Source organism: Acinetobacter sp. NRRL B-65365, from assembly GCF_001605865.1.
Classification (GTDB): Bacteria; Pseudomonadota; Gammaproteobacteria; order Pseudomonadales; family Moraxellaceae; genus Acinetobacter; species Acinetobacter vivianii.
On sequence record NZ_LRPD01000031.1, the window covers coordinates 1 to 25146 of the forward strand.

Annotated in this window: 21 protein-coding genes; 13 read left to right on the top strand and 8 right to left on the bottom strand. The window is 41.0% G+C overall.

Going from position 1 to position 25146, the window contains the following annotated elements:
* Nucleotides 1-686: 686 nt before the first annotated feature.
* The 6 genes from AWW72_RS12305 to AWW72_RS12330 all read left to right on the top strand — a co-directional run bounded on the left by AWW72_RS12305 (nt 687) and on the right by AWW72_RS12330 (nt 8371).
* A complete protein-coding gene (locus AWW72_RS12305) occupies nt 687-1748 on the top strand; it encodes an HlyD family secretion protein (protein WP_062847534.1) in 1062 nt (353 codons plus the stop codon).
* 23 nt (nt 1749-1771) lie between these two features.
* Nucleotides 1772-3319, top strand: coding sequence for a DHA2 family efflux MFS transporter permease subunit (locus tag AWW72_RS12310; protein WP_062847535.1), 1548 nt, complete (start codon nt 1772-1774; stop codon nt 3317-3319).
* Nucleotides 3320-3475: 156 nt separating this feature from the next.
* Nucleotides 3476-4297 (top strand): hypothetical protein, encoded by an 822-nt coding sequence (locus tag AWW72_RS12315; protein ID WP_004772291.1) that lies wholly within the window; start codon nt 3476-3478, stop codon nt 4295-4297.
* On the top strand, nt 4294-5880 hold the full coding sequence (locus AWW72_RS12320) for a GH3 family acyl-acid amido synthetase (protein ID WP_004772290.1): 1587 nt from the start codon (nt 4294-4296) through the stop codon (nt 5878-5880). The genes AWW72_RS12315 and AWW72_RS12320 overlap by 4 nt, the downstream gene beginning before the upstream one ends.
* On the top strand, nt 5877-7214 hold the full coding sequence (locus AWW72_RS12325; protein WP_004772289.1) for a TolC family protein: 1338 nt from the start codon (nt 5877-5879) through the stop codon (nt 7212-7214). The genes AWW72_RS12320 and AWW72_RS12325 overlap by 4 nt, the downstream gene beginning before the upstream one ends.
* A complete protein-coding gene (locus AWW72_RS12330; protein ID WP_004772288.1) occupies nt 7211-8371 on the top strand; it encodes a hypothetical protein in 1161 nt (386 codons plus the stop codon). The genes AWW72_RS12325 and AWW72_RS12330 overlap by 4 nt, the downstream gene beginning before the upstream one ends.
* A 70-nt stretch (nt 8372-8441) precedes the next feature.
* On the opposite strand, the gene AWW72_RS12335 is transcribed toward AWW72_RS12330, so the two are convergent.
* The 3 genes from AWW72_RS12335 to AWW72_RS12345 form a co-directional block, all read right to left on the bottom strand.
* On the bottom strand, nt 8442-8915 hold the full coding sequence (locus tag AWW72_RS12335) for an SRPBCC family protein (protein ID WP_062847536.1): 474 nt from the start codon (nt 8913-8915) through the stop codon (nt 8442-8444).
* Nucleotides 8893-9252: an ArsR/SmtB family transcription factor gene (locus tag AWW72_RS12340; protein ID WP_047427652.1), complete on the bottom strand. Its 360-nt coding sequence runs from the start codon at nt 9250-9252 to the stop codon at nt 8893-8895. The genes AWW72_RS12335 and AWW72_RS12340 overlap by 23 nt, the downstream gene beginning before the upstream one ends.
* A 92-nt stretch (nt 9253-9344) precedes the next feature.
* On the bottom strand, nt 9345-10238 hold the full coding sequence (locus tag AWW72_RS12345; protein ID WP_062847537.1) for a DMT family transporter: 894 nt from the start codon (nt 10236-10238) through the stop codon (nt 9345-9347).
* An 89-nt stretch (nt 10239-10327) separates the two neighbouring features.
* On the opposite strand from AWW72_RS12345, the gene AWW72_RS12350 reads away from it, so the two are divergent.
* From AWW72_RS12350 to AWW72_RS12360, 3 genes are all read left to right on the top strand, one after another.
* A complete protein-coding gene (locus tag AWW72_RS12350) occupies nt 10328-11200 on the top strand; it encodes a LysR family transcriptional regulator (RefSeq protein ID WP_062847538.1) in 873 nt (290 codons plus the stop codon).
* Nucleotides 11201-11450: 250 nt separating this feature from the next.
* A complete protein-coding gene (locus AWW72_RS12355) occupies nt 11451-13655 on the top strand; it encodes an OsmC domain/YcaO domain-containing protein (RefSeq protein WP_062847539.1) in 2205 nt (734 codons plus the stop codon).
* A 159-nt stretch (nt 13656-13814) separates the two neighbouring features.
* Entirely contained in the window at nt 13815-14003 is a 189-nt protein-coding gene (locus tag AWW72_RS12360) for a heavy-metal-associated domain-containing protein (RefSeq protein ID WP_004772280.1), read from the top strand.
* 101 nt (nt 14004-14104) lie between these two features.
* Here AWW72_RS12360 and cueR read toward each other — a convergent pair whose 3' ends face one another.
* The 4 genes from cueR to AWW72_RS12380 form a co-directional block, all read right to left on the bottom strand.
* On the bottom strand, nt 14105-14563 hold the full coding sequence (cueR, locus tag AWW72_RS12365) for a Cu(I)-responsive transcriptional regulator (protein ID WP_004772277.1): 459 nt from the start codon (nt 14561-14563) through the stop codon (nt 14105-14107).
* 11 nt (nt 14564-14574) lie between these two features.
* Nucleotides 14575-17058, bottom strand: a complete 2484-nt coding sequence (locus AWW72_RS12370) for a heavy metal translocating P-type ATPase (protein ID WP_062847540.1) — start codon at nt 17056-17058, stop codon at nt 14575-14577.
* A gap of 313 nt (nt 17059-17371) precedes the next feature.
* Nucleotides 17372-18214 carry an SDR family NAD(P)-dependent oxidoreductase gene (locus AWW72_RS12375; protein ID WP_047427628.1) on the bottom strand — a complete coding sequence of 281 codons (843 nt, stop codon included), beginning with the start codon at nt 18212-18214 and terminating at the stop codon, nt 17372-17374.
* On the bottom strand, nt 18215-19747 hold the full coding sequence (locus tag AWW72_RS12380) for a flavin-containing monooxygenase (RefSeq protein ID WP_062847541.1): 1533 nt from the start codon (nt 19745-19747) through the stop codon (nt 18215-18217).
* Nucleotides 19748-19860: 113 nt separating this feature from the next.
* On the opposite strand from AWW72_RS12380, the gene AWW72_RS12385 reads away from it, so the two are divergent.
* The 4 genes from AWW72_RS12385 (at nt 19861) to AWW72_RS12400 (ending at nt 24495) form a co-directional block, all read left to right on the top strand.
* A complete protein-coding gene (locus tag AWW72_RS12385; RefSeq protein ID WP_062847542.1) occupies nt 19861-20886 on the top strand; it encodes an AraC family transcriptional regulator in 1026 nt (341 codons plus the stop codon).
* Between the two features lie 129 nt (nt 20887-21015).
* Nucleotides 21016-21729 (top strand): response regulator transcription factor, encoded by a 714-nt coding sequence (locus tag AWW72_RS12390; protein WP_062847543.1) that lies wholly within the window; start codon nt 21016-21018, stop codon nt 21727-21729.
* A gap of 86 nt (nt 21730-21815) precedes the next feature.
* Nucleotides 21816-23279, top strand: a complete 1464-nt coding sequence (gene iaaH / locus AWW72_RS12395; protein WP_062847544.1) for an indoleacetamide hydrolase — start codon at nt 21816-21818, stop codon at nt 23277-23279.
* A gap of 184 nt (nt 23280-23463) precedes the next feature.
* On the top strand, nt 23464-24495 hold the full coding sequence (locus AWW72_RS12400; RefSeq protein ID WP_062847545.1) for a M20/M25/M40 family metallo-hydrolase: 1032 nt from the start codon (nt 23464-23466) through the stop codon (nt 24493-24495).
* A 70-nt stretch (nt 24496-24565) separates the two neighbouring features.
* On the opposite strand, the gene AWW72_RS12405 is transcribed toward AWW72_RS12400, so the two are convergent.
* Nucleotides 24566-24868, bottom strand: coding sequence for a DUF3817 domain-containing protein (locus AWW72_RS12405; protein ID WP_005257747.1), 303 nt, complete (start codon nt 24866-24868; stop codon nt 24566-24568).
* Nucleotides 24869-25146: the final 278 nt, after the last annotated feature.

Genomic DNA, 25146 nt, shown 5'->3' on the forward strand with positions numbered 1-25146 from the left:
CCTATGAAGATATCAACTTTTCAATAGTTTTGTTGATATATTTGGCATAAGTCGGTTAATTTATTAAACTGGTTCGCAAATAAAATCATCGATTATCAAAACTAAATAACAAATTAATGTCTTTATGTTATTAATTCTAATCATTTATATCACTTAAATATTTTATTAACTTTGATAGCATAAATTTGTCAAATAGATGACAGTTTATTCAAAATAAATTGAAAAGCATAAGAGATAAAACTTCTTAATATGATGATTTACATTTTTATAACGTTATATGGATTTTGTTAACGAAAGTAGATTGTGTATATAAAACAAGCAAAAGACGTGGCCTTTTTTGTTAATGAGGAAAATTTGTGGCAAAACAATAAAAAATAATATATATAGGTTTAACAATATTATAGATCTATTTTAAAAAATAAGTTTATGAAGATAAAGTAGGCCAAACTTACAATTACATAAATTTTAAATATAGTTTTTATAACATTCTGTCTACTGGCAGAAATAGAAAAAACACCTGTCAAAACGGTCAATGATATTTATTTGACTTAAGAATGATAATTTGCAGCAATTTTTACACTGTGACGATTTATTGAATAAAACCAAGTGAAAAGTTACGTAAAAAAGACGCCAATATTTTGTTGGTGTAAATAAAAAATTGAATATTACAAATAAGCGGAATGAATATGGATAACGTCGCTCAGCTAGAAACTGACACTAATTTCCAAAGTCGAAAAAAAATAACATGGGCTGTTTTTAGTGCGCTTCTGTTATTACTCATTATCGGCATTATATATTATTTTTTTGTATATCGATATTATCAGTCTACCGATAATGCCTATGTTCAAGCTGACGTCACTTGGGTAATGCCAAAGATATCTGGTGAAGTGATTGAATTGATCATTAAGGATAATCAGGTGGTTAAAAAAGGCGAGACCTTGGCAATATTGGATCATCGTGATTATCAAGCTCGTTATGATCAAGCCCGTTCAGTCGTGACCTTAAAACAGGCAGCGCTTGGGGTGCAGCAGCAAAATGAAAAATCAGCAAAGTCATCTATTAGTGAAGCAAATAGTGGTGTTGTTGCAGCGCAAGCTGACTTATCTCGCTTGAAAAAAGATTTTGAACGTTACCAAGACTTGTTAAAAGATGGGGTCATTACCCGCCAAAATTTTGAAGGTGTCCAGTCCCAGTATTTAACCGCACAGGCACAACTGAGCAAGGCACAAGCCGCTGTCAATGCAGCCGAAGCGCAACTTGGTAGCTTACAGGCAAGTAGAGCGCAAATTTTGGCAGATATTCAAAATGCCAATGCGAGTCTGGATCTTTATCAGATTGATCTTGCTTCATCAAAAGTGATTAGTCCCGTGTCGGGCAAAGTCGGTAGTCTTGCAATCCAGAAGGGATCACGGGTCTCGCCACAAACGCGCTTAATGGCAATCATTCCTGAAAAAAGCTTATATGTGCAGGCCAATTTCAAAGAAACTCAAATTGAAAAAATGCATATTGGCCAGCAAGTTAAATTAAAAATAGATGCATATCCAAGCCTGACCTATACCGGGAAAATCGAAAGCTTTTCTCCAGCATCCGGGGCGACTTTTTCACTCATGCCACCTGACAATGCGACGGGGAATTTTAACAAAGTTGTACAACGTATTCCTGTTCGCATCACTATAGATTCAAGCCCGCATATTGATCTCATTAAACCGGGAATGTCGGTCAGCGCGACCGTTGATCTCAGAACTTAATCATAAAGTCTTAGGTGTAAGTGATGAATCAGTCTGTCGAAAGTGAATGGAAATTCCCTCGAAAAACCGCATGGGCAATTTTCGCTGCCATGATTTTTGGCAACTTTATGGCGATCCTTGATATTCAGATCGTCGCGAGTTCCTTAAATGAAGTTCAAGCAGGTATGAGTGCAAGCCGTTATGAAGTGACTTGGGTACAAACGGTTTATTTGATTGCAGAAATTATCGCGATTCCAATGTCTAGCATTGTATCGCGTGTGCTTTCTACACGTGTCTATTACACCATTTGTGCGGTTGGATTTACCATCAGCTCACTGCTTTGTGCGTTGGCATGGAATCTGGAAAGTTTACTGGTTTTCCGTGGCATTCAGGGCTTTATGGGCGGAGGCATGATTCCGACCTCAATGACAGCACTCTATCTACTTTTCCCTGAAGCAAAACGTTCATTACCGTTGGTGACCTTCGGGATGGTTAGCACATTAGGCCCAGCGATTGGCCCAACCATTGGCGGCTGGTTAACCAATAATTTCTCATGGCACTGGATGTTCCTGATCAATATTATTCCGGGCATTATTATTGCCACCGTGATTTACTCAGGGCCAAATATTGACCGTGCCAATTATTCACTGATTAAAACTATGGACTGGCTGAGCCTGATTGGTATGGCGATGTTCTTGGGTGGGCTGGAATATTTCCTTGATGAAGGCGCACGGCATGACTGGCTTGCAGATTCAGGCGTTCGTATTGCTTTTATGATCTGTCTGATCGGCGGCATGATCTTCTTCACTCGAAGCTTTACTCAGCCTAAGCCTTTACTAGATCTGAGCGTATTCAAAAACAAGAACTTCACTCTAAGTGCAATTACCACCTTTGTCATCGGCATGGCGCTGTATGGCTTGGGCTATATGATTCCTGTTTTTCTTGGGCAGGTTCGGGAGATGAACAGTAGCCAGATTGGTCACATTATGATGGTGACTGGCGTGGTGATGTTCTTTTTTGCGCCGTTCCTTGCCTGGCTGATTCCTAATTTTGACACTCGTAAAACCGTATTCGTTGGCATGATTTTGGCGGGGTTCGGGGTATGGCTGAATTCACATCTCAGCATCCACAGTGATTATGACTTTATGTTCTGGCCACAAATTTATCGTGGTATCGGCCTGATGATTTGTCTGATTGTGGTTTCACATTTAGCCATGAGCACATTACCACTGAGTAAAGTGGCTGATGCCAGCGGTATTTATAACCTAATGCGCAATATTGGTGGAGCAGTTGGCTTGGCATTGATCAATTCCTCACTGGACTGGCTGACAGCGCTACATGTGACTCAAATTAATCAATATATGACACCACAGAACTGGATCTTTGTCGAAAGACTGGATCAGTTGACAGCGCAATATCAGGAGGTTGGTTCAAATGCACAGCAAATTGCGCTGAGCGTGATTTACCGTGACATTCATTATCAGGCGCTTACATCAAGTTTCAATGATTTATTACGTATGCTCGCAATCATTATGTTTGTGACGGCTTTTTTAACCATATTTATGGATCGGGGGAAAAAGATGGATATCTAGATATTTTAAATAGAGGGTAATTTCAAAAATGAAAAAACAATAGGGCTTATATAAAACATATCCCGTTATAAGAAAAGAATATTTATATAAGTATTTTTAATACCTCTATATGAGGTAGGGGTACTCGTGTATCTAGATTTAGAAGGTTAAAGTATTATGATTAATACAACATATAAACTAATTTCAAAATTTAACCAGAAAGAACGTACCTATGGTCAGTATTTTGAAAAAGAGCAAATCGATATTGATCGATTAAAAGTGATGTACTCTATTTATGAACAATATTATGAAAACACCAGATTTTCTATATTTGCAGAGGATTTTAAAAAGAAAAGTGGTGTGATTCTGGTTTTTAATTCTCAAACTGATGAAATCGTGGGTTTCTCTACAGTCGTTGTGCAACATTTCTATTTAAATGGCAAGGACTATACCGTTTTATTTAGTGGCGACACTGTGATTTTAAGAGAGTTTTGGGGAACGCGTTCGCTGCAAAGTACCATGCTCAAACTGATGATCAAGTTAAGAATCAGATATCCATTTAATGAGCTGTACTGGTTGCTGATTTCTAAGGGTTATAAAACCTATTTATTACTTGCCAATAATTATTATGTGTACTACCCAAATATCAAAGATGAAAATCAGCATCTCTCCTCAGTCATTGAACATTACTGTGAAAACTTCTTTGGCGAATATTATGATAAAGAAGCGGGATTACTAAATTTTGGCGAGGATTATCAACCATTAAAAGGTGAAATTGCACCGATTACAGCTGAAATGAGAGAAAAGAATCCAAATATTCATTTCTTCGAGCAGAAAAATCCAACCTGGAGCATTGGCACAGAACTCCCATGTATTGGACGTATGGGCTGGAAAGATATTGCCCGTTTTCCAGTGAAGCTCATGAGAAAGCCAGTCAGCAAAGGCAAATGTGAGGCGATTTTAACGACTAAAAGCAACCGTAGAGAGGCCATCCAATGAAACCGAATGAATGGCTAACAACAGGCTCGCATCTTATTTTAAAGCAATGGTGCAATGCATCTGATCGTAATTTTCAAAAACAGTTTAATGCATTAGAAGCAACACAACGTCAAATTTTGCATTCGATTTTACAGACCTCAAGCTTTGCGAAAGATAAAAAAGTTCAAAACTATGAGCAGTTTGTAAAATCATTTTCTGCCACGCGTTACGGTGCTTGGCGAGAAGAAATTCAACGCTATCGTGAACAAAAGTTGACGCTTTCCAGCAGCAAGCTGGTGCGTTTTCAACCGACCAGTGGTTCAAGCGAACAGATCAAATTTATTCCTTATACCAAATTGTTTTTAGATGAACTTGATCATGCGATTGCGCCGTGGTTAGCCAGTATGTATCGCAAGTGTCCTCAACTCAGCTCGGGCACACATTACTGGTCAGTGTCATGGTTACCTGAAAGTCAGCGAGAAGTTTTGAAAGACAAAAACTTAAATGACGACAGCGCATTATTGGGGATGGGTAAACGAATTTTATCAAAGTTTACCCAAGCCGTTCCAAGCAATGTGGCTTTTGCCGCAAATGCCGATGATGCATTATTTGCGACGATCTGTTATTTGGTTGCAAACCGAAATCTGACGATGATCTCTGTCTGGAGTCCAACTTTTGCATTGCAACTCTTAGATCGTTTAGAAGCAATGCAACAGGAAGTAATTGAGGTACTTGAAAGTGGTTTATGGGGAAGTCGTCAAGGTTCACTCAAAGAAGTCACTGCGCCATATAGCCCTGAAAGTGCTCAGGCTTTAATTAGCAGTTCCAATGGCGAGCAGATTGATTTCAAAAAACTCTGGCCAAAATTAAGTCTGGTGTCCAGTTGGGATACCGCTGGTTCCAAAGCTTGGGCCGAGAAATTGCAACAGCGCCTTCCATCTGTGCAATTTGAAGGCAAAGGCCTATGGGCGACTGAAGGTGTGGTGACCATTCCATATAACGATCAATATCCGCTTGCTTATCAGAGTCATTTTTATGAGTTTGAGTATCTTGAAGGTGAGAAGCAGGGCCAGATTATCCCGTCATGGGAACTCAAAGCTGGTGATGTAGTGAGCCCCATTATTACTTCGGGCAATGGTTTACTCCGTTATTGTCTAGATGATTGTTTGCGTGTCACAGGTTTTCTGGAACAAATCCCTTGTTTCGAGTTTCAGGGACGTCGTTTTGGCGTTGATCTGGTGGGAGAGAAACTTGCACCTGAAACGGCGCAACAACTGCTTTCACAACTCAATGAAACGGAATCTAAAGCAATCTCTTTGCTTGCCATAGATACAGAACAACAGGTTAAACCCTTTTATTGTGTCCTGTTTGAAGGAGAAATCCATCACAGCATTAACGATGAATATATCGATCGTATCTTGCGTCAGAACTTTCATTATGAACTTGCCCGCAATCTCGGTCAGTTAGATCAGCCACAGATTCGTCAAGCCAATAATGGTTGGAATGCCTATAAGAAACTGGTCATGTTTGACGGTATTATTGAAGGCAATATCAAGCCTGAACCCTTAAAGAAAATTACCCTGAATAGTTTGGAACAACTATGAAGAAAGGGATGATGCAATTTAATAATCAGCTTTTTAAGTCCACGCATATTGCACTATGCGTGGGGATGTTGTTCGTTTCAAATAACGTGACTGCGATGACTTTAGATGAGGCATTGTCAGCAAGTTTAAGACATGAAAGTCAACTCGAAGTAAGTCGCTTAAGTGTGAATCAATCTACAGCAATGCTTGAGCAGGCCAAACAGCGAGACGGTTTAAAAGTTAATCTGGTCGGGCAACTGGATTATGAGCGGGTGGAAACACCTGCTCAGGTCATGTTTCCAACTGAAGGCAACCGTAAAGGCCGAAGTCTGCAATTACAACTGGATTATCCCGTCTATACCTCTGGACGACATCGCTTAGGGGTTGATGTGGCGAAAAACCAGTTATCTGCGCAGGCGCAGGGTTTATCGGATCAAAGATCAGAAACCATTCTGAATACGGTGATGGTTTATACCGATGTATTAAAAAAGAAAGCGATTTTAGAGCTGCGGAAAAAGACCATGTCTAATCTGCAACGCTCGCTTTATGAATCACAACGACGTTTTGATGTGGGCATGATTACCCGCGCAGATCTGGCACAGGTTTTAGCTCAAGTGGCTCAAGGACAAGCTGATATTACACAGGCGCAATCCAATCTCACCGTAAGTGAAGCACAGTTTTATCAAATTACGGGGGTCACGCCTGAGAATCTTGTGTCGATTAAACATCTTCCCGTCATTTCTAATCAACTGGATGAAATCTTGGCAAAAACCAATCATCATCCTGCTTTGATGCGCGCGAAATACGAGAAGCAAGCTGCCGAGAAACAATATGCTTTAACCAAACGGGAACTCTGGCCTACAGTCATGTTGACCAGCCGTGCGGGCAAGCAGCATGAAGCCAGTTATATCGGTTCTGAAAGTAACAATTACATGGTGGGTGTACAACTGAATGTGCCTTTGTTTGATGATGGTTTGAATCGGGCCAATACGCGAAAAGCACAGGCTGATGTTGACTTAGCCAACCAGAAAATCCGAACGCTTGAGCTTGATCTGAATCAACGCGCACGGACCACATACGCACAATTGCAAACCATTCGACAAAATAAAGAGGCACTTCAAAATGCTATAGATGCGGCGTCGATTGCTTTTGTTTATACCCGAAAAGAGTTTGAGTTAGGTACCAAAACAACCTTTGATTTGCTCAATACCGAACAAAAATTATTGGATGTACAAACCCAGAAAACTGTTAATGAACAGGATGAAGTTGTTTTTGTCTATCAACTTCTTGATCAAATGGGACAATTAAATCAGCTGGTTCCAAACCAGACCACAACACAGGTGAATAATGAATGAAAACAAATCCACCGACATCAACTGAAAACAGCTTGATTACACGTCAAGCCACATTGGCAGATGATCAGGCTTTACGTGAACTGATTGCCGTGCCAATGACCACCAAAGGCGTGCAAATCAGCTTTCAGCGCGAACCAAGCTATTTTAAGGCATCAGATATTTTGTATCGACATAAACTGCATGTGGTGATTGAAGATACTGAGAATCAGAAGAATGTCGCCTGTTACAGCAACGGTCATCGTCCGTGTTATGTCGATAAAGCGGTACAGAATGTGCGATATGCTAGCGATTTGCGGGTTGATCCCAATTATCGGGGCAAATCATTGGTCAAGATTCTTGGTGCACACGTCAAACAGACGCTACATGAACCTGATTTTAGCCAGATGATTATTTTCAATGATAACTATGCCGCAAGAGCTGCCATACAAACCGGTAAAACAGGAATTCCAGATTACTATGATGAAGGTCTGATCGAAACTTTGACTTTGACCCATCTAGGGACAAAACGTGATATTGATGCATTCTTAGAAAAGACCAGTCAACCTGAAACAGGCAACATTCATTCTCGTGTTGCTCAACCAGAAGATATCCCTGCAATGAATACGTTTATTGCAGCAATGGCACAGCACTATAATTTTATTCCTGCTTATAATTTTGAAGAACTGCAAGCAGGGCATCACTATTTTACGGGTCTACAATTGTCAGACTTTCAATTGTATTTCCAGAATGAGAAATTAGTCGGCATGTTTGGATTGTGGGATCAGCATAGCCTGAAACAAACCAAAATCCTGCATTACAGCCCCTTAATTGGTGTATTTCGTCCTGTTTATAATTTATTGACCAAAATCACCAAAGCAATGCCATTGCCGAAACTGGGTGATTCGCTCAAATATCATGTGTTACACAGCTTATTATCTCATCCACAACATTTGGCGCTGCACCATTTAATGCTTGAAGATGCCTATCAACTGTCTAAGCAGAAAGGGGTTGGGGTAATGAGTTTCACCTTGTCACATCAAGATCCACGCTACCAATTGAATCAGTTTTATAAAGGTGAACGATTAACAGGAATGCATGGCTTTATTAGTTTTGCAGGTGATCCACGTCCGAACTTTGATAAGAGTTTAATTCCATATCTGGAAGTTGGGCGGATTTGATTTGATCTATAAAAATGCCTCAAAGTATTGGAAAGTAAACTTTGAGGCATTTTGAGTAGAAGGGGGAAAATTATTGAGCTTTTAAGCTGTTTGCATATTCGACCAGTTGATCAACCACGGTTCCCCAACCTTCAAAGAAGCCCATATCCTCATGCTGTTGGCGGGTTTCCTGAGTTCGATGTCGCGCAATCGCTGTATATTTAGTTGCGCCATTACCCACATCTTCAAGTAATAGAATCGCAGTCATAAATGGATTTTCAGCAGGTTTCCAGTCTTCAGTATAGGTATCAGTAAAAACCAGTTTTTCACCGTCAATCACTTCAAGATAGACACCTTCATTTTTAATTTCATTGCCATCCACATCAAAAGTGGTATTGAATTTTCCACCCACTCTTAAATCAATTTCACAGGCCTTGATCGAGTGAGGGCGAGGAATAAAGAAGTGTTTGATATGCTCCGGCGTGGTCCAGCATTCCCAGACCAGTTCACGGGGCACATCAATCACTCTTTCTAGTTTTAAATCAGTTTTGGGATCCAGTTTCATTTTCTCTTTTCCTTTTTAATTCGAGTGCGTAACGATCAAATTGATTGAGTCTTTGTTCCCAGATGGCTCGTTGTTCACTTAACCAGTTTTGCATAGGCGTAAATGCATCAGGGGCCAAAGCACAAGTTCTGATTCGTCCATTTTTTTCAGAATGAATGAGTCCAGCCTGCTCTAATTTGTTCAAATGCTTTAGAAAAGAAGGCAGGGCCATATCATGTTGTTCAGCCAGTTCAGTGATTGAGGCTGATCCAAAAGACAGCCGCGTTAAGATATCTCTACGCGTTGGATCACTAAGCGCACTGAACAACAAATCGAGTTTAGAATCATACTTAGCCATAGAGCTAAGTATTGAGCATTTATTAATCTGATGTCAATTAAAACTTAGCTTTTTAGCTAAGTTTTTTAAAGATGAACGCTATCATTTTGTTTTTAATATTTATTCACCAATAAGATACCGATGAAACTGAGAACTGCACCCACAGCCATTGATCCAGTAATCGGTTCTTTCAGTATAAAAAAGGCCAGTAACACAGCAAAAATCGGAACAAGATTGGTAAAAATAATGGTTTTGGATGCTCCAATGGCATGAATGGCTTGTGCATACCAGATGAAGGCCAATACGGTACCCAAAGCACCTAAATAAAGAACAGCTAGCCAACTGTTCAATGAGATATTCATAAGCGTTTTATAACTTAACTCAGGTATTGAACTGATAAAAAGAAATGCGGTCCCCCAAAGGACGGCGTATGTGGTCATGGTCAATGCCGATGTATTTGTGTGCTTCAAGCACAAGGTATAAATCACCCAACTGAATACCGCACCACACATCATCATTTCACCAAGCCCAAAAGACTGTTGTAAGGCATTAAATACTTCACCGCGAGTTACCACCAGCAGTGTTCCAACTAGGGCAATACAGACACCAAGATATTTGATTCTGCTTAACTTTTCGTGAAAGAAAATACGCATGATCAAGACAGTCAGAATAGGTGACAAACTGACAAACAAAGCTGTTCGACCTGCCGCAATTCGGGAAAGCGCAGCAAAGAAAAACAGGTTATAAGTGCATATTCCAGTTAAGCCCATCAGAATTGCATAAATATGCTGTTGAGTGGAAAGACGGGGAAAGCCGCCTGTTGTTTTGATCAGTAAAATAAGCAGCAAGATGGCAGCAATGGAGAAGCGTAACAGTGCAGATAAAGCTGGAGAAACTTCTGCGGCAAGAATACGTCCAGCAATAAAGGTGCCACCCCACATCAAAGCTACACAGATCAATTTAAAATAAACAGTACAACGTGGCAGCAAAATTGCGAAATGGCGCATGAGGTTTTTAATCAATACAGAATTAAAGCAAATCGTAAAACTAATTTATCTTTATAGTAAAATGAGCTTTTACTCATGAATGGTCTATCATGACACTAACTCAACTCGAAATCTTTTCAAAACTGGCAGAATTAAAAAACTTTACCCTGACCGCACAGCAACTGAATATTTCACAGTCTGCGATTTCACATGCACTGAAATCCTTGGAAAAGAAATGGGAAACTCAACTATTTTATCGCAATAACAATGAAGTTGAACTCACTGTAGCAGGGCAAGGTTTGCTGCCTTATGTGAATGAAATGCTCAGTGTCTCAACCATCATTCATCAACAGGTCATGAACCTCAAAGGCTTTAAAACAGGGAGTTTGCGTATCGGCTCCTTTGGCGCATCTTCTTCCAATGTACTGCTTCCATTAATTTTAGAAAATTTTAGTCGGGAATATCCTGAGATTGACGTGTTGATTTATGAAGGAACAGATAAAGAGGTGTTGCAATGGATAGATGAGCGCAAAGTTGATCTTGGTTTTGTGGTTTTACCTGAGACTCGCTTTGATACTTTTGCTGTATTGGAAGATATCTTTGTGGCTTTGATACCAAAGCATTTACCGATTGCACAGCAAAGTGCAGTCAAACTAGAAGAATTGATGGATTATCCTTTTATTTTGACCAGTGCAGGCAGTCAAAATCATGTGCTGGAATTATTTAGAGCGGCTCAACTGACACCTCAAGTGAAGTATCATTTCTCTCAAATCCTGTCGATTTTAAATATGGTAAATAGCAATGCAGCGGTATCTATTGTGGCTGATTTATCCCTTGATCAAAACATTCTGCAACTGTATCCCAATATCGTAAAACGACCATTATCACCAAATATTAAACGCTCAATTGGCTTGGCTGTGAAGAACAAGCAGCAAATGACACCGATTGCAAAAGCATTTATTGAGATTGCAACACAACTGTAAATATCCGGTTAAATCATCAACAAGTCAGCTGACTGTTCATAAAAAGGCTAGAAAAACAGACAAAAGTTATCAATTACACAAAATACTTCTATAATAGCGGCCATTATTACTAAGGTCAGTGTTCGATCGTGCTTAAATGATCTTAGCTACAGCTTTATTTTTAAGTCTATTTCATATCTACGATTCGGCTTATCAATCAATATTTTCACTCTTGTGTGCTTGCAACGCATAAGAATATTTAGGTGTTCGCATGGAAATTAAGGTTAATTATCTCGACAATCTTCGACAAGAGGCGAAGTTTGATGATTTTACGGTAATCGCCGATCAGCCCATTCGCTATAAGGGCGATGGCTCTGCGCCCGGTCCATTCGACTATTTCCTTGCTTCATCTGCGTTGTGTGCGGCTTATTTTGTCAAAGTGTATTGTGCTGCGCGTGACATTCCAACGGATAACATTCGTTTATCACAAAACAATATTGTCGATCCTGAAAACCGCTATAAACAGATTTTTAAAATTCAGGTTGAACTCCCAGCCGACATTTCTGAAAAAGACCGTCAAGGCATCTTGCGTTCAATTGATCGCTGTACCGTAAAAAAGGTGATTCAGACTGGCCCTGAATTTGTAATTGAAGAAGTGGAAAGTATTGATGCAGATGCACAAGCGTTGCTGATGCCAAGCCTGACTTCAGAAAACAATACCTATATTCTGGGCAAAGACCTGCCGCTAGAACAAACCATTGCCAATATGTCTGAGATTTTGGCTGGTTTAGGCATGAAGATTGAAATTGCATCATGGCGTAATATTGTGCCGAATGTGTGGTCCTTACATATTCGTGATGCGCAGTCTCCAATGTGTTTTACCAATGGTAAAGGCTCAACGAAAGAAAGTGCTTTAGCATCGGCTTTAGGTGAATTCATTGAACGTTTAAACTGTAATTTCTTCTATAACGACCAGTTCTGGGGTGAGGAAATTGCCAATGCAGAATTTGTGCATTATCCAGATGAAAAATGGTTTAAGCCGGGTCCAAATGGCGAATTACCACAAGAAATTCTGGATGAATATTGTTTAGAAATTTATAACCCTGATGATGAATTACTGGGCACACATCTGTACGACACCAACTCAGGCAATACTGAACGTGGTATCTGTTCATTACCATTTGTACGTCAATCTGATAATGAAACGGTGTATTTCCCATCGAATTTGATTGAGAATTTATATCTCAGTAATGGCATGAGCGCAGGGAATACCTTGGTTGAAGCTCAGGTTCAGTGCTTATCTGAAATTTTTGAACGCGCGGTAAAACGTGAAATTCTGGAAGGTGAAATTGCTTTGCCAGACGTACCACAAGAGGTATTGGCCAAATACCCAGCTATCGTAGCAGGTATCCAAGGTCTGGAAGAACAAGGCTTCCCAGTACTTGTCAAAGATGCTTCATTAGGCGGTCAATTCCCTGTAATGTGTGTGACGCTAATGAACCCACGTACAGGCGGTGTCTTTGCCTCATTTGGCGCGCACCCTAGCTTTGAAGTCGCTTTAGAACGTAGTTTGACTGAGTTATTGCAAGGCCGTAGTTTCGAAGGACTAAACGACTTACCGCAACCGACTTTCCAAAGCAATGCCGTCACTGAGCCAAATAATTTTGTTGAGCATTTCATCGACTCAAGTGGCTTGGTTTCATGGCGTTTCTTTAGCGCTAAATCCGATTATGACTTTGTCGAGTGGGACTTCACCAATGAAGGTGAAAACTCCAATGCTGAAGAAGCAGCTGAGTTATTTGGCATTCTTGAGGAAATGGGCAAAGAAGTCTACATGGCGGTGTATGAGCACTTAGGTGCAACAGCATGTCGTATTCTGGTACCTGATTATTCTGAAATTTATCTGGTTGAAGACCTGATTTGGGACAATACCAATAAAGCCTTATTATTCCGTGAAGATATTCTCAATCTACATCGTTTAGATGAAACACAGCTGGAAGCATTGGTCGAGCGTTTAGAAGAATGCGAACTGGATGATTACACTGAAATCACCACATTGATTGGTATTGAGTTTGATGACAATACCGTTTGGGGTCAGTTAACGCTGCTTGAATTGAAGTTATTGATCTATGTTGCATTGCAACAGTTTGAAGAAGCCAAAGAACTGGTTGAGACCTTCTTGCAGTACAACACCAACACGGTAGAACGCGGTTTATTCTATCAGTGCATGAATGTCGTGCTTGAAGTCTTGCTCGATGATGAAATGGAACTGGAAGATTACGTGGTCAATTTCCGTCGTATGTTTGGCAATGAACGTATGGATGCAGTGGTTGGTTCGGTTGAAGGTAGTGTTCGCTTCTATGGTTTAACACCAACCAATATGCAACTGGAAGGACTTGATCGTCATTTACGTTTAATCGACAGCTATAAAAAATTGCACAAAGCGCGTGCTAAAGCAGTTGGCTTAAATATCTAAAACACGTTAAATATTCATTTAAAAAGTGCATGTTGATCATGCACTTTTTTATTTTCATGATTTCATATCATTTTATAGATAACAGTTTAAAACGCTTGACCTTACTATAATGGGAACGTTTATATTAGGTTCATATCCTCATCTGATTGGAGTTGTATGATGGAATTTCATGTAGAAAATATGACCTGTGGTGGCTGTGCACGTGGCGTAACGCGCGCGATTCAGGAAGTGGATGCCAATGCAAAGGTCATCACTGATCCACCTAACCGTAGTGTAAAAGTAGAAACCACAGCATCACAACAGCAAGTGGCTGATGCATTAGCAGAAGCAGGTTTTCCACCACGTTAATCTGTATCTAATCAAAAAGCGGCTGATATAGCCGCTTTTTTTAATTTCAAGAAAATGCTAAAAAATTAAAAGGCTATATTTCTATAGCCTTGTAATAAATCTTATTTGCGCCCAGTTAAGGGTGAAAGCGAGAGCAGATCATTATGATGGTGGATATCTTTCATTTCATGACTCGGTTCTCTCAAGCCCTCAAGAATTGGACAGTCGGGACGATTGTCACCAGCGCAGCAATCCACCAAAGTTTGTAAGGTTTGCGCCATTTGCTGTAAATCCTGAATGCGTTCTTCTAACTTATGGATATGCGACTGAGCCAGATGTTTTACATCCGCGCTATGCCTATTGCGATTGTTCCATAAATCCAGCAGATCGGTAATTTCTGCTACCGAGAAGCCCAATTCACGACTACGTTTAATAAATTTCAAACGCTCAACATCATTATCTGAATAAGAGCGATAACCTGCATTGCTACGTCCAGCCGCTGGAATCAAACCTATCTGCTCGTAATAACGGATCATTTTGGCAGTCACACCAGAAGCCTGAGATACTTTACCAATATTCATAACATCCTCCATTAGCTACTGCGTGTAGATGGTGGCTGGAAACGACGTAAGCGCAATGCATTACCCAGCACAAAGACACTAGATAGTGCCATCGCACCCGCTGCAAAGATAGGTGACATCAGGATACCATAGGCTGGATAGAGTAGCCCTGCAGCCACAGGAATCAACAGGGTATTGTAAGCAAAGGCCCAAAACAGGTTCTGGTGAATATTGCCAATCGTCGCTTTTGATAAAGCAATGGCATTGGCTACACCTTGCAGATTGCCTGACATCAACACCACATCCGCAGACTCAATCGCAACATCTGTGCCCGTACCAATGGCAAGACCTACATCCGCTTCTGCTAGCGCAGGGGCATCATTAATACCATCACCGACAAAGGCAATATTGCCATATTTTGCTTTTAACTGTTGTATTGCTTTGACTTTGCCTTCAGGTAGAACTTCTGCAATCACTTCGTCGATGCCCAGTTGTTTGGCAATCGCATGGGCCGTACGCGCATTGTCACCCGTAATCATGGCCACTTTTAAACCGAGCTGATGTAATGCCTGAATGGCTGCTGGTGTTGACTCTTTAATCGGATCTGCGACAGCGATAATTCCAGCAAGTGCGCCATCAATGGCAACATAGAGTGGCGATTTGCCTTCATCACCTAAACGTTGTGCTGTAGCCGCAAAAGGTGCAACATCAATACCCATTTGAGTCATATAGCGATCTGCACCAATCTGAATGGCCTGACCATTTACGCTGGCGTCAACACCCATACCTGTCACTGACTCAAACCGCTCAACTTGCGGAAGTCCCAGTTGTTGCTGTTTCGCTGCATCGACAATGGCTTTAGCAATCGGATGTTCTGAGCGCGCTTCAACAGCCGCAACCAGACTCAACACCTCATCGCGTTGAAAAGAGGGAGTCACTTCAAAATCTGTCAGTACAGGATGACCTTCGGTTAATGTGCCTGTTTTATCCACCGCAACCACTTGAGCATCTTTTAGCAATTGTAAAGCTTCGCCTTTACGGAACAATACACCTAACTCTGCGCCACGACCTGTACCGACCATAATCGAAGTTGGCGTTGCCAATCCCATTGCACATGGACATGCGATAATCAGTACCGCAACAGCATTGACCAAAGCGAAAGTTAAAGCCGGTGATGGCCCAAAAATCAGCCAGACTAGGAAAGTCAGTAGGGCAGCCAACATGACGGCAGGCACAAACCATAATGTCACTTTATCCACCACTGCCTGAATCGGCATTTTAGAGCCTTGCGCTTGCTCAACCAGACGGATAATTTGCGCAAGCATGGTGTCACCACCCACAGCCAGCGCTTTAAAACTCAAGTTGCCATTTTGGTTAATGGTTCCGCCCACCACCTGACTGCCAATATTCTTCTCAACAGGAATAGGCTCGCCTGTAATCATAGATTCATCGACGAAGCTTTGACCTTCAACCACCTCACCATCGACAGGGATTCGTTCCCCAGGTTTCACCATCACTACGTCACCCGCAACCACTTGATCGATTGGAATGTCAATGATTTCTCCATCTCGTGAAACATGAGCAACTTTTGCCTGTAAGCTAACCAAACGTTGAATTGCTTCCGAAGTTCGACCTTTGGCTTTGGCTTCAAGAAACCGTCCTAATAGGATTAAAGCCACAATAACGGCTGCTGCTTCATAGTAAACATTGACGGTTCCTGCTGGCAGTAGCGTCGGTGTAAAAGTAGCGACCAGTGAGAAGAGATAAGCGGCTAAAGTCCCGACTGCCACCAAAGAGTTCATATCGGGTGCTAAACGGAATAAGGCAGGAATGCCTTTACTATAAAAACGTCGACCCGGAATAATCAGGACTAAAGTGGTTAAAACAAATTGTAAGTACCAACTGTTTTGAATCCTAATGCTGTGTTCAATCAGATGATGAACACCCGGAATCAGGTGAGAACCCATTTCCAGAATAAACACAGGTAAGGCCAGAATCGTGGCAAGAATCAGGTCACGTTTGAGTTCAGCTCTTTCCTGATCTTTCTTCTCAAGTTGTTCTGTTTGATCTGGAGCCGCCGCCTGAATTTCTTTGGCATCGTAACCCGCCTTGTCAATCGCTGCGATGAGGCTTTCAATACTGGCTGTACCATTTACGGTTGCACGTTCTGTAGCGAGATTGACATTGGCTGTTTTTACGCCTGCTACAGCATTCAATGCTTTTTCAACCCGACTCACACACGAAGCACAGGTCATCCCCTCAATAGAAAGCTCTACTGTATTGGCAGGGACGCCATAACCTGTTCGCTCAATTGCCTGAATCAGTACTTGTCGATCTATCGGTTTAGCCAAGGTGATATCTGCACGTTCAGTGGCTAAATTCACGGAGGCGGATTGTACGCCTTCAACTTTTTTTAAGGCAGTTTCGACACGACCGACACAACTGGCGCAGGTCATTCCTTCAACTTGAAGTGAAACTTTTATATTTTTAGTCTCTGTATTTGTTTGGGTTTCCATAAGTAAGACCTATAGAGCTAATTCTGATTGCTTAAAGCATAGACCTTAACATTATGGGAAGGTCAAGAGAGGATTTTCAATTTTTAAGCTATATCTGTTTAGCTCGTCAAATTTATTATTTTCATCGCATTTTAAAAAAGCAAAATGAATGGCCTTTGAATGGAAATATATGTTTTTTAATTAGAATGATTGATGTGCGATATTGGGCTATGAATTAAAGCATCTAAAGAAAAATGATTGAAATACAGTTTTTGATCTCAATGATCGACCATTCATACCCCCAGCGAATGTCCGATCACCATACATATTTTATTTATGAGAAGAATCGAGCTTGTAGGGTAGAGGCTGTCGCAAAAATCTTTTGATATCCCTGTGGCAAAATCCGTTGCAAGATATCAACTGCTTTTGCATCTGCACCAATCAATAAACGACGTTTATTTTTGCGCACGGCTGTCAGGATCTGTTTTGCGGCTTCATCGGCGGAAGTTCTCAGTATTTTGTCAAAAGCAGCCTGACTGTTTGCTGGGTCTAGCCCTAAAATTTCGACACTATTATTAATACGGGCAGCTTTAACAATATTGGTGCGAATCCCGCCGGGATGCACACACGTTGCACTGACACCTGAACCTTGTATATCCAATTCTTGCCGCAAAGATTCGGTAAAGCCCCGAACTGCAAACTTACTGGCATTATAAGCACTTTGCGTTGGTTGCGCAGTCAAGCCAAACATGCTGGAAATATTGATGATATGACCGTCACCACTTTGTTTCAGGTAAGGCAGGAACTCTTTGGTGCCATACACCACACCCCAGAAATTAATCCCGATCAGCCATTCAAGATCATCGTAGCTAACACCTTCCGCGGTACTGCCCATAGCTACACCCGCATTATTAAAGATCAGATTAACCTGCTGATGCTGTTCAGCAATCGTTTTAGCCCAATCTGCCATTTCTTGTCGATTAGCGACATCGACTACTTGGGTGCTGACTTTGACTGGATATGTTTTTAATAGATTCTGCGTCTTGGCTAGACCCAGTTCATTTACATCAGATAAAGCCAGATGGCAGCCTTGTTTTGCCAACGCCACCGCAAGTGCTTGACCAATCCCTGAACCAGCGCCTGTAATGGCTGCGACCTTGTTATGAAATGTTTTCATTTAAACCGCCATTTGTTGTTCTAAAAGTTGTGGCTGAACATGAGTATGAGCTGACTTTGCGACCTGATGATAATTTTCCAGATCGAAGCGACGGGTACGCTGACGATATTCCAAGGTGAAGCCCGGCCAGTTATTGGTATTTTTCCCTGTCGCAGTTTGATACCAGCTGGTGCAACCTTGTGACCACATAGTTGATTTCATCCGTTCCTGAATTTCCTGATTAAACTGTGTCTGGATTTCAGCCTTAATATCTGTAAAGCAAAGCTGATTGCGAATATGTGCCTGAATTGCATCCAGAATATAGTTCACCTGACTTTCAATCATATAGACGATTGAGTTATGACCAAGATTGGTGTTCGGGCCATACAACATAAAGAAATTCGGGAAGCCATTCACCGTTAAGCCCAAATAAGCTTCAGCACCATCGGTCCATTGGTCTTTTAATTTTTTACCTTTAAGTCCGGTGATTTGCATCGGTGCCATAAACTCGGTTGCGGCAAATCCTGTTCCATAAATAATGGTATCTACTTCGCGTAATTTGCCATCTTTATCGACAATACCATTTTCAGTGACTTCCTGAATTGCGGTATTGATGACCTCAACATTAGGACGAACCAGACTACGGTACCAATGGTTTGAAATCAGAATTCGTTTACAGCCAATCGGATAATCAGGCATCAGACGATGACGAAAATGTGGATCTTTAATTTCTTCGCGGATATGTCGCTGGAAAATATATTCGGCTAATGGAATCTCATTTAAGGTTGCGGTGAAGCTTTTGAGGCGGATCTCGTTATAACTATATTGAAATACGCGATCGAGGCTTTGCAAAATGGGAAGTTTTTGAAATGCTTTTCGTTCCAGTTTTGAATAAACACGGTCTGGTTTTGGAATGACATAAGGAGCAGAACGTTGATAAATATCTAAATGAACCACTTGCTTGACGATCTCTGGTACAAACTGGATCGCACTGGCACCTGTCCCAATGACTGCGACACGCTTATTATTCAGGTCATAGTCATGATCCCAGCGCGCCGAATGGAAAGCTTTGCCTTTGAAATTGTCCAGACCTTTAATTTTCGGGTATGCAGGGCGGTTGAGCTGACCAACCGCGGCAATTAGAAATTCCGCCTCAAATTTTTCCCCAGTTAAACTCTGGATATGCCAAACACCTTGAGTTGCATCAAAATCAGCGCTGGCAATTTCAGTATTAAACTGGATATGCGGGTACAGTTGATATTTTTCTGTGCAATGTTTTAAGTATTGATGAATTTCTTGTGAGGAGCCATAACGGTTTTTCCAACCCAGTTCCTGCTCAAAAGAAAAGGAGTACAGATGAGAAGGCACGTCACAGGCTGCACCGGGATAGGTATTGTCACGCCAGACACCACCGACATCATTGGCTTTTTCAAATAAGCTAAATTGTTCAAATCCAGCAAGTTTGAGCTGAATAGCCAGACCTAATCCGCCAAAGCCTGTGCCGATAATGGCGATACGAATATTTTTATTTGAAGATAATTGTTGTTTCAACATAACTGACTCAAGTGAAAATTATCATGTATTACATGCAGAATAATCGTTTCATGCATTGATTTAGAGGATGGATGAGGACAAAATATTGTGATTAGCGGACATGGAGAAGACGCTTGAAGTACTTATGGACCTACGAACGAAGTATCCATAGTGTTCGCCTGATGGCTGATTTTGCCGCAGAGTTCGGGGTCAGCCATCAGCAGATTCTGAAAGGAACAGGCTTAGAACAACAGCAATTACTTGATCCCAATACACTGGTGACAGGCCAGCAAGAATTACAACTGATCCGCAATCTGGTAGAGAAATTCGGGCAAAGGCCTTTGCTAGGGCTGGAAATCGGCACACGTTATCACTTTACGACTTTTGGTTCTTTAGGACTTGCTTTGATCAGTAGTGCCAATATTCGTGAAGCTTTGAGCTTTGCATTGGCCTATTTTCCCTTATCCTTTGCTTTTAGCCAGTTTCTGGTATCGGAACAAGCCGAGACCCAGAGTGTTCAAATTGAAATTGTGGTGGATGAAGGGATTCCAAAAACGTTATGGCCATTTATTATTGAACGCGATGTGGCCGCACTCATTACTGTGCAACGCGATTTAATGCAGGATCATCTCTGTCAAAAAGTAGTATTTTCTTTTCCGCTTCGGGGAGAAATGCAGCCTTATACCGCGCTATTTGGCGTTACCCCAGAATTTGGCGGATTAAAAAACCTTATTGTCCTAAACGCAGAAAAAATAGATCAGAAGTTGAGTATGGCCAATGAACTGGTGTTACATGCTGCAGAAGAACAATGTCGACAGACGCTGGATAAACGACAATCACAAAAGAAATATACCCATCAGGTTCAGCAAGTATTGATGAATAATAAAGGGCAAATCCCGTCTATGGAGGACGTTGCGGATCGATTGCACTTAAACTCACGTACCTTGCGCCGTTATTTGGCCCAAGAGCAGGTGACATTTCTCCAGATCAGGGAAGAGGTTCGAAAAATTCTTGCAGACTATTATTTGTCTTTAACCCAAACCTCCATTGAGCAAATTTCTGAATGGTTAGGCTATGCAGAGCCAGCCAGTTTCATTCATGCCTACAAACGCTGGTATGGTAAAACCCCGCATGCGACCCGACTAAAAAATAAAGTATAGAAATTTACAGTGGATTGATCTATAAAAGGAGTTGGTTGTTTTTTCAGCCTGCTGAATGGAATCAGTTTAGATTTAAATCTGGATAACAAAAATATTTTTATGCGTCATTTTTAATAAAACGGTCAGTCTATGCTTTTAGAACACGATTTAAGTCCATCGGAGTTTACGCTTTTTTCCGAAATACTTTGGAAATTAGGCGCGCAAAAAGGACAGGAAAGCTTACGCGAAACAATCATTGCAGATATTGCGACTTTGTTACGTGCTGATTTTGCAGCATCTTATATCTGGGATGCCAAACATCATTTATCCAGAAAAGGCATCATGTGGCAAATTGATCCCAAAGCCATCACGGAATATGACCAAATCTGGCAATATGATGATCCGATCACAGCCCAACTTCGACAGCGACAACATCCGACCTTTGTTCATGAAATCATTTCTTTTTCCGCGCTCAAGAAAACCGATTATTACAATGAGTTTTTAAAACCTTATGGTTTGTATCACGGTCTAAATGTTTATTTTGTTCGAAATAATATGGATATCGGAGACCTACGTATCTGGCGTGCCAAAGATTCAATCATGTTCAATGAGCGGGAGAAAAGGATCCTCAATTTACTGGAAACTTATCTGACCCAAGCCTTAGCAATGGATTTATCCACTCAGTATTGTTTAACTCCACGCGAGCAGGAGGTTGCAACTTTAGTGGCGAAAGGATTAAGCGATAAGTACGTTGCCAATTTACTGGATATTGGCTTCACCACGGTCAGGACGCACCTTAAAAACGCCATGCAAAAAATGGGTTGCCATAATCGTACCGAAATGGCACGGCTCATCCATTGTTAAACCACTCCTCAATTTTGAGGATATCCTCGGAATTTACAACTGTACTAAATTAGCAAAACAATTACTTAAATGGATTTTAAGTCACTATGCTAAACATGAATGAAAAAGTAAATTCGGATCAAATCATTCACCTGAATAAAGCCACCATTGGCGAAATTACCCGTCTGGTACAAGAGCGTAAAGTCACTTGCGAACAACTCGTCCACCACTATTTTGACAACATTGAAAAGCAGCAAGCCTTAAATGCTTTTATTCAGACGGATAAAGCAGCAGCTATTCAGCAAGCACAATTTTGGGATCAATCTATCCGTGAGGGTCATGCTTGTCCTGCCTTGATCGGGGTCTTGCTTGCCGTAAAGGATAATATTCATGTCGCAGGTTTTCCGAATACAGCGGGAACACCAGCCTTGGCAGATTTCAGACCCAAAACCACAGCGCCAGTGATTCAGGCCCTGACTGATCAAGGGGCGATTATTGTTGGTAAAGCTCATATGCATGAATTGGCATTTGGTGTGACAGGTTATAACACCGCAATGCATATTGACGGCGTAATCGGCACGCGTAATGCGGTTAATCCTTCACATATTGCAGGCGGTTCTTCTTCTGGCAGTGCCGTTGCAGTTGCTGCAGGAATGGTGCCAATTGCCATCGGAACCGATACAGGTGCATCCGTCCGATTACCGAGTGCCTTAAATGGTTGTGTTGGCTTCCGCCCAACAGTTGGACGCTATACTCAAGCAGATATCACCCCGATTTCGCATACACGTGATACAGCAGGGCCTATGGCGCATTGTATGGCTGATATTATTCTGATTGATCAGTTAATTGCACCATCAGCTCAGCCTATTGCATTGCCTGCACGACCGATCAGGCTCGGAATCAATGCCTACTTTTGGGAGAATCTGGATGAAGATGTCCATGAACAGGCACATACAGCGCTACAACTATTAAAAACGGCAGGTATCGAAACTGTTCCTGTGGATATGCCAGATTTGGCTCAGCTCAACCACAGTATTTCATTTCCTTTGGTGATTTATGAAGGTAAATATGACCTGATTGCGTATTTAAAACATCATGAAATTGAGATGAGTTTGGAAGCTATGGTCGAGCAGATTTCCAGTCCAGATGTAAAACATATTTTTCAACAAAATATATTGCCTGAAATGTTGACGGATGAAACAGGGCAATCGCTACCCGTTCAACCTTTGTATCAAAAGGCGATTCAGGAAGCTCAACCACAACTGCTAGCGCTCTATCAAACTACCTTTGAGAATCATCAACTTGATGCTTTGATTTTTCCAACCTCTCCAATTGTGGCACCACTTGTGGATGAGCAGGTTAGCTCCATTGAACTTTTCCAAACACTGATTCGTAATACCGATCCGGGCAGTAATATTGGCTTACCAGGGCTTAGTTTACCCATTGGTCTAGGGAAAAAATCACAACTTCCTGTGGCACTGGAAATCGATGGCTTACCTCATACGGACCAGCAACTTCTGGCAATTGGACAAGTGCTGGAACAGATTTTTAGCAGCTTAAATGATCGCTAACATCACTTCATTTTCAGTACATCGCCCGTTTAATTGAAGACGGGTTTTGTATTACTGAAAATAAGCACTGATAGCGTTGTGGCTCAATCGATAAGTGAAAAGGATACAAATTGAAATGGCAAATCCCCAGGTGCAAAACTAGTATTAGACTGACTTTATAAAAAAATTGGTTTAAGTTTATTTTATGTTTTTAAAGAAAATTTTAGGTGTATGTATTTTAAGTAGCCTATTTGCAATGAGTGGCTGTCAAAAAAACGAGCAACATTCCAAAGAAAAAACTGAAGATGTGAATCAATCTGGTTTAAAACTGGATGCAGCACAGATGATGACGCACTTACATGCTTTTGAACATATTGCCAAACAGCATGGTGGCAATCGTGCAGTGGGCACGCAAGGCGGTTTAGCGAGTGCAGATTACATTTTAGATCAAGCCAAGAAAGCTGGTTTTAGTACAGAGGTTCAGACTTTCGAAAATCGCGAAAAGACCAAAGGCCAGAATATTATTGTGGAGATTCCGGGAGAGTCAAAACAAAATATTATTTTACTGGGGGCGCATTATGACTCGGTCAAAATGGGACCTGGCATCAATGACAATGCTTCTGGTGTCGCCTTATTACTTGAGTTGATGACACAATTGTCGACTCAAAAAATAAAGCCTAAACATACTATTTATCTGGCATTCTGGGATTCAGAAGAAGTGGGAATCGCAGGCTCTCAAGCTTATGTGAAAAAACTGACTGCCGAGCAATTAAAAGCGATTAAAGCCTATATCAACTTGGATATGGTTGGCACCAAAGATCCTGAAATCTTGATTGCAGATGGGGATAAATCCTCTGTAGACGAGATGGAAAAAATGTTAAAAGAACGTGGCATGCAGGAGCAGGACTATAAGCCTTTACTCGATGGTTTACGCAGTCTTCCAAGCCATAGCGGTGACTTAGCCTTAGAGAATATGCTCAAAGAATTTTTTAAAACTAAGAATCTAAAAATTAAAGAAGATGTCTCCACCTTAACTGCAAGTGATACGGCTCCTTTTTTAGGTAAAGTTCCAGTGACTGCTGTCATCTTGTTTAATGAACAAATGAAAGGGGACGAGCTTGAGTTCGCGCCGTGCTATCACAAAGCATGTGACACCATTGAACAGGTTGATCCCAAGTCAATGCAACTGGCAGGTGATGCCGTCATTCATTTATTGAAATCACTCGATAAAAATTAAATTTGAGCGTGTTGTACACAATAAAAAAGGAAATCGTGTGATTTCCTTTTTTATATAAATCTTCGTATTTCTATTTAATTTTGGCTTGTCGCTGTGCGATATATTTCTCGTTAAAGAAGCCACCAAAAGGAATAAAGGCCAAAATAAATAATCGAAGCAATTCAGCTTTTGACCACACCGCAGCCGTGCTGATCAAATTCCACAAATAGAAAAGAAATGCCACGCCGTGGATTGGTCCCATAATTTTGGTGGCAACAGGCAAATCAAATGCGTATTTAACAGGAATCGCAACGGCAAATAGAAGTAATAAAGTCACAGCCTCAAGGATGGAAGCCAAACGTAAACGTTGCAATTTTTGGGTGGTAGCACTCATAACATCGTCTCAGGAGATTAATAAAACCATAAAAATGACTGAAGCATATCATCTTTATCGCTCATCACCTTGAGAGACTAGGTAACAGACTTGAAAGATAAGCATATTTAAACAACAAGTTCTATTCAGCTAAGTGATAATTTTAAAATTGATTGGTTTATAAAATTGTTTTTATTATAGTAATTTCAATATCTTATATAAATTATCAGTGTGCAAGCATGATTCATAAAATTCTTTCATAGATTGATGTTATGCAACTTGTTGCATAAAAATATTTG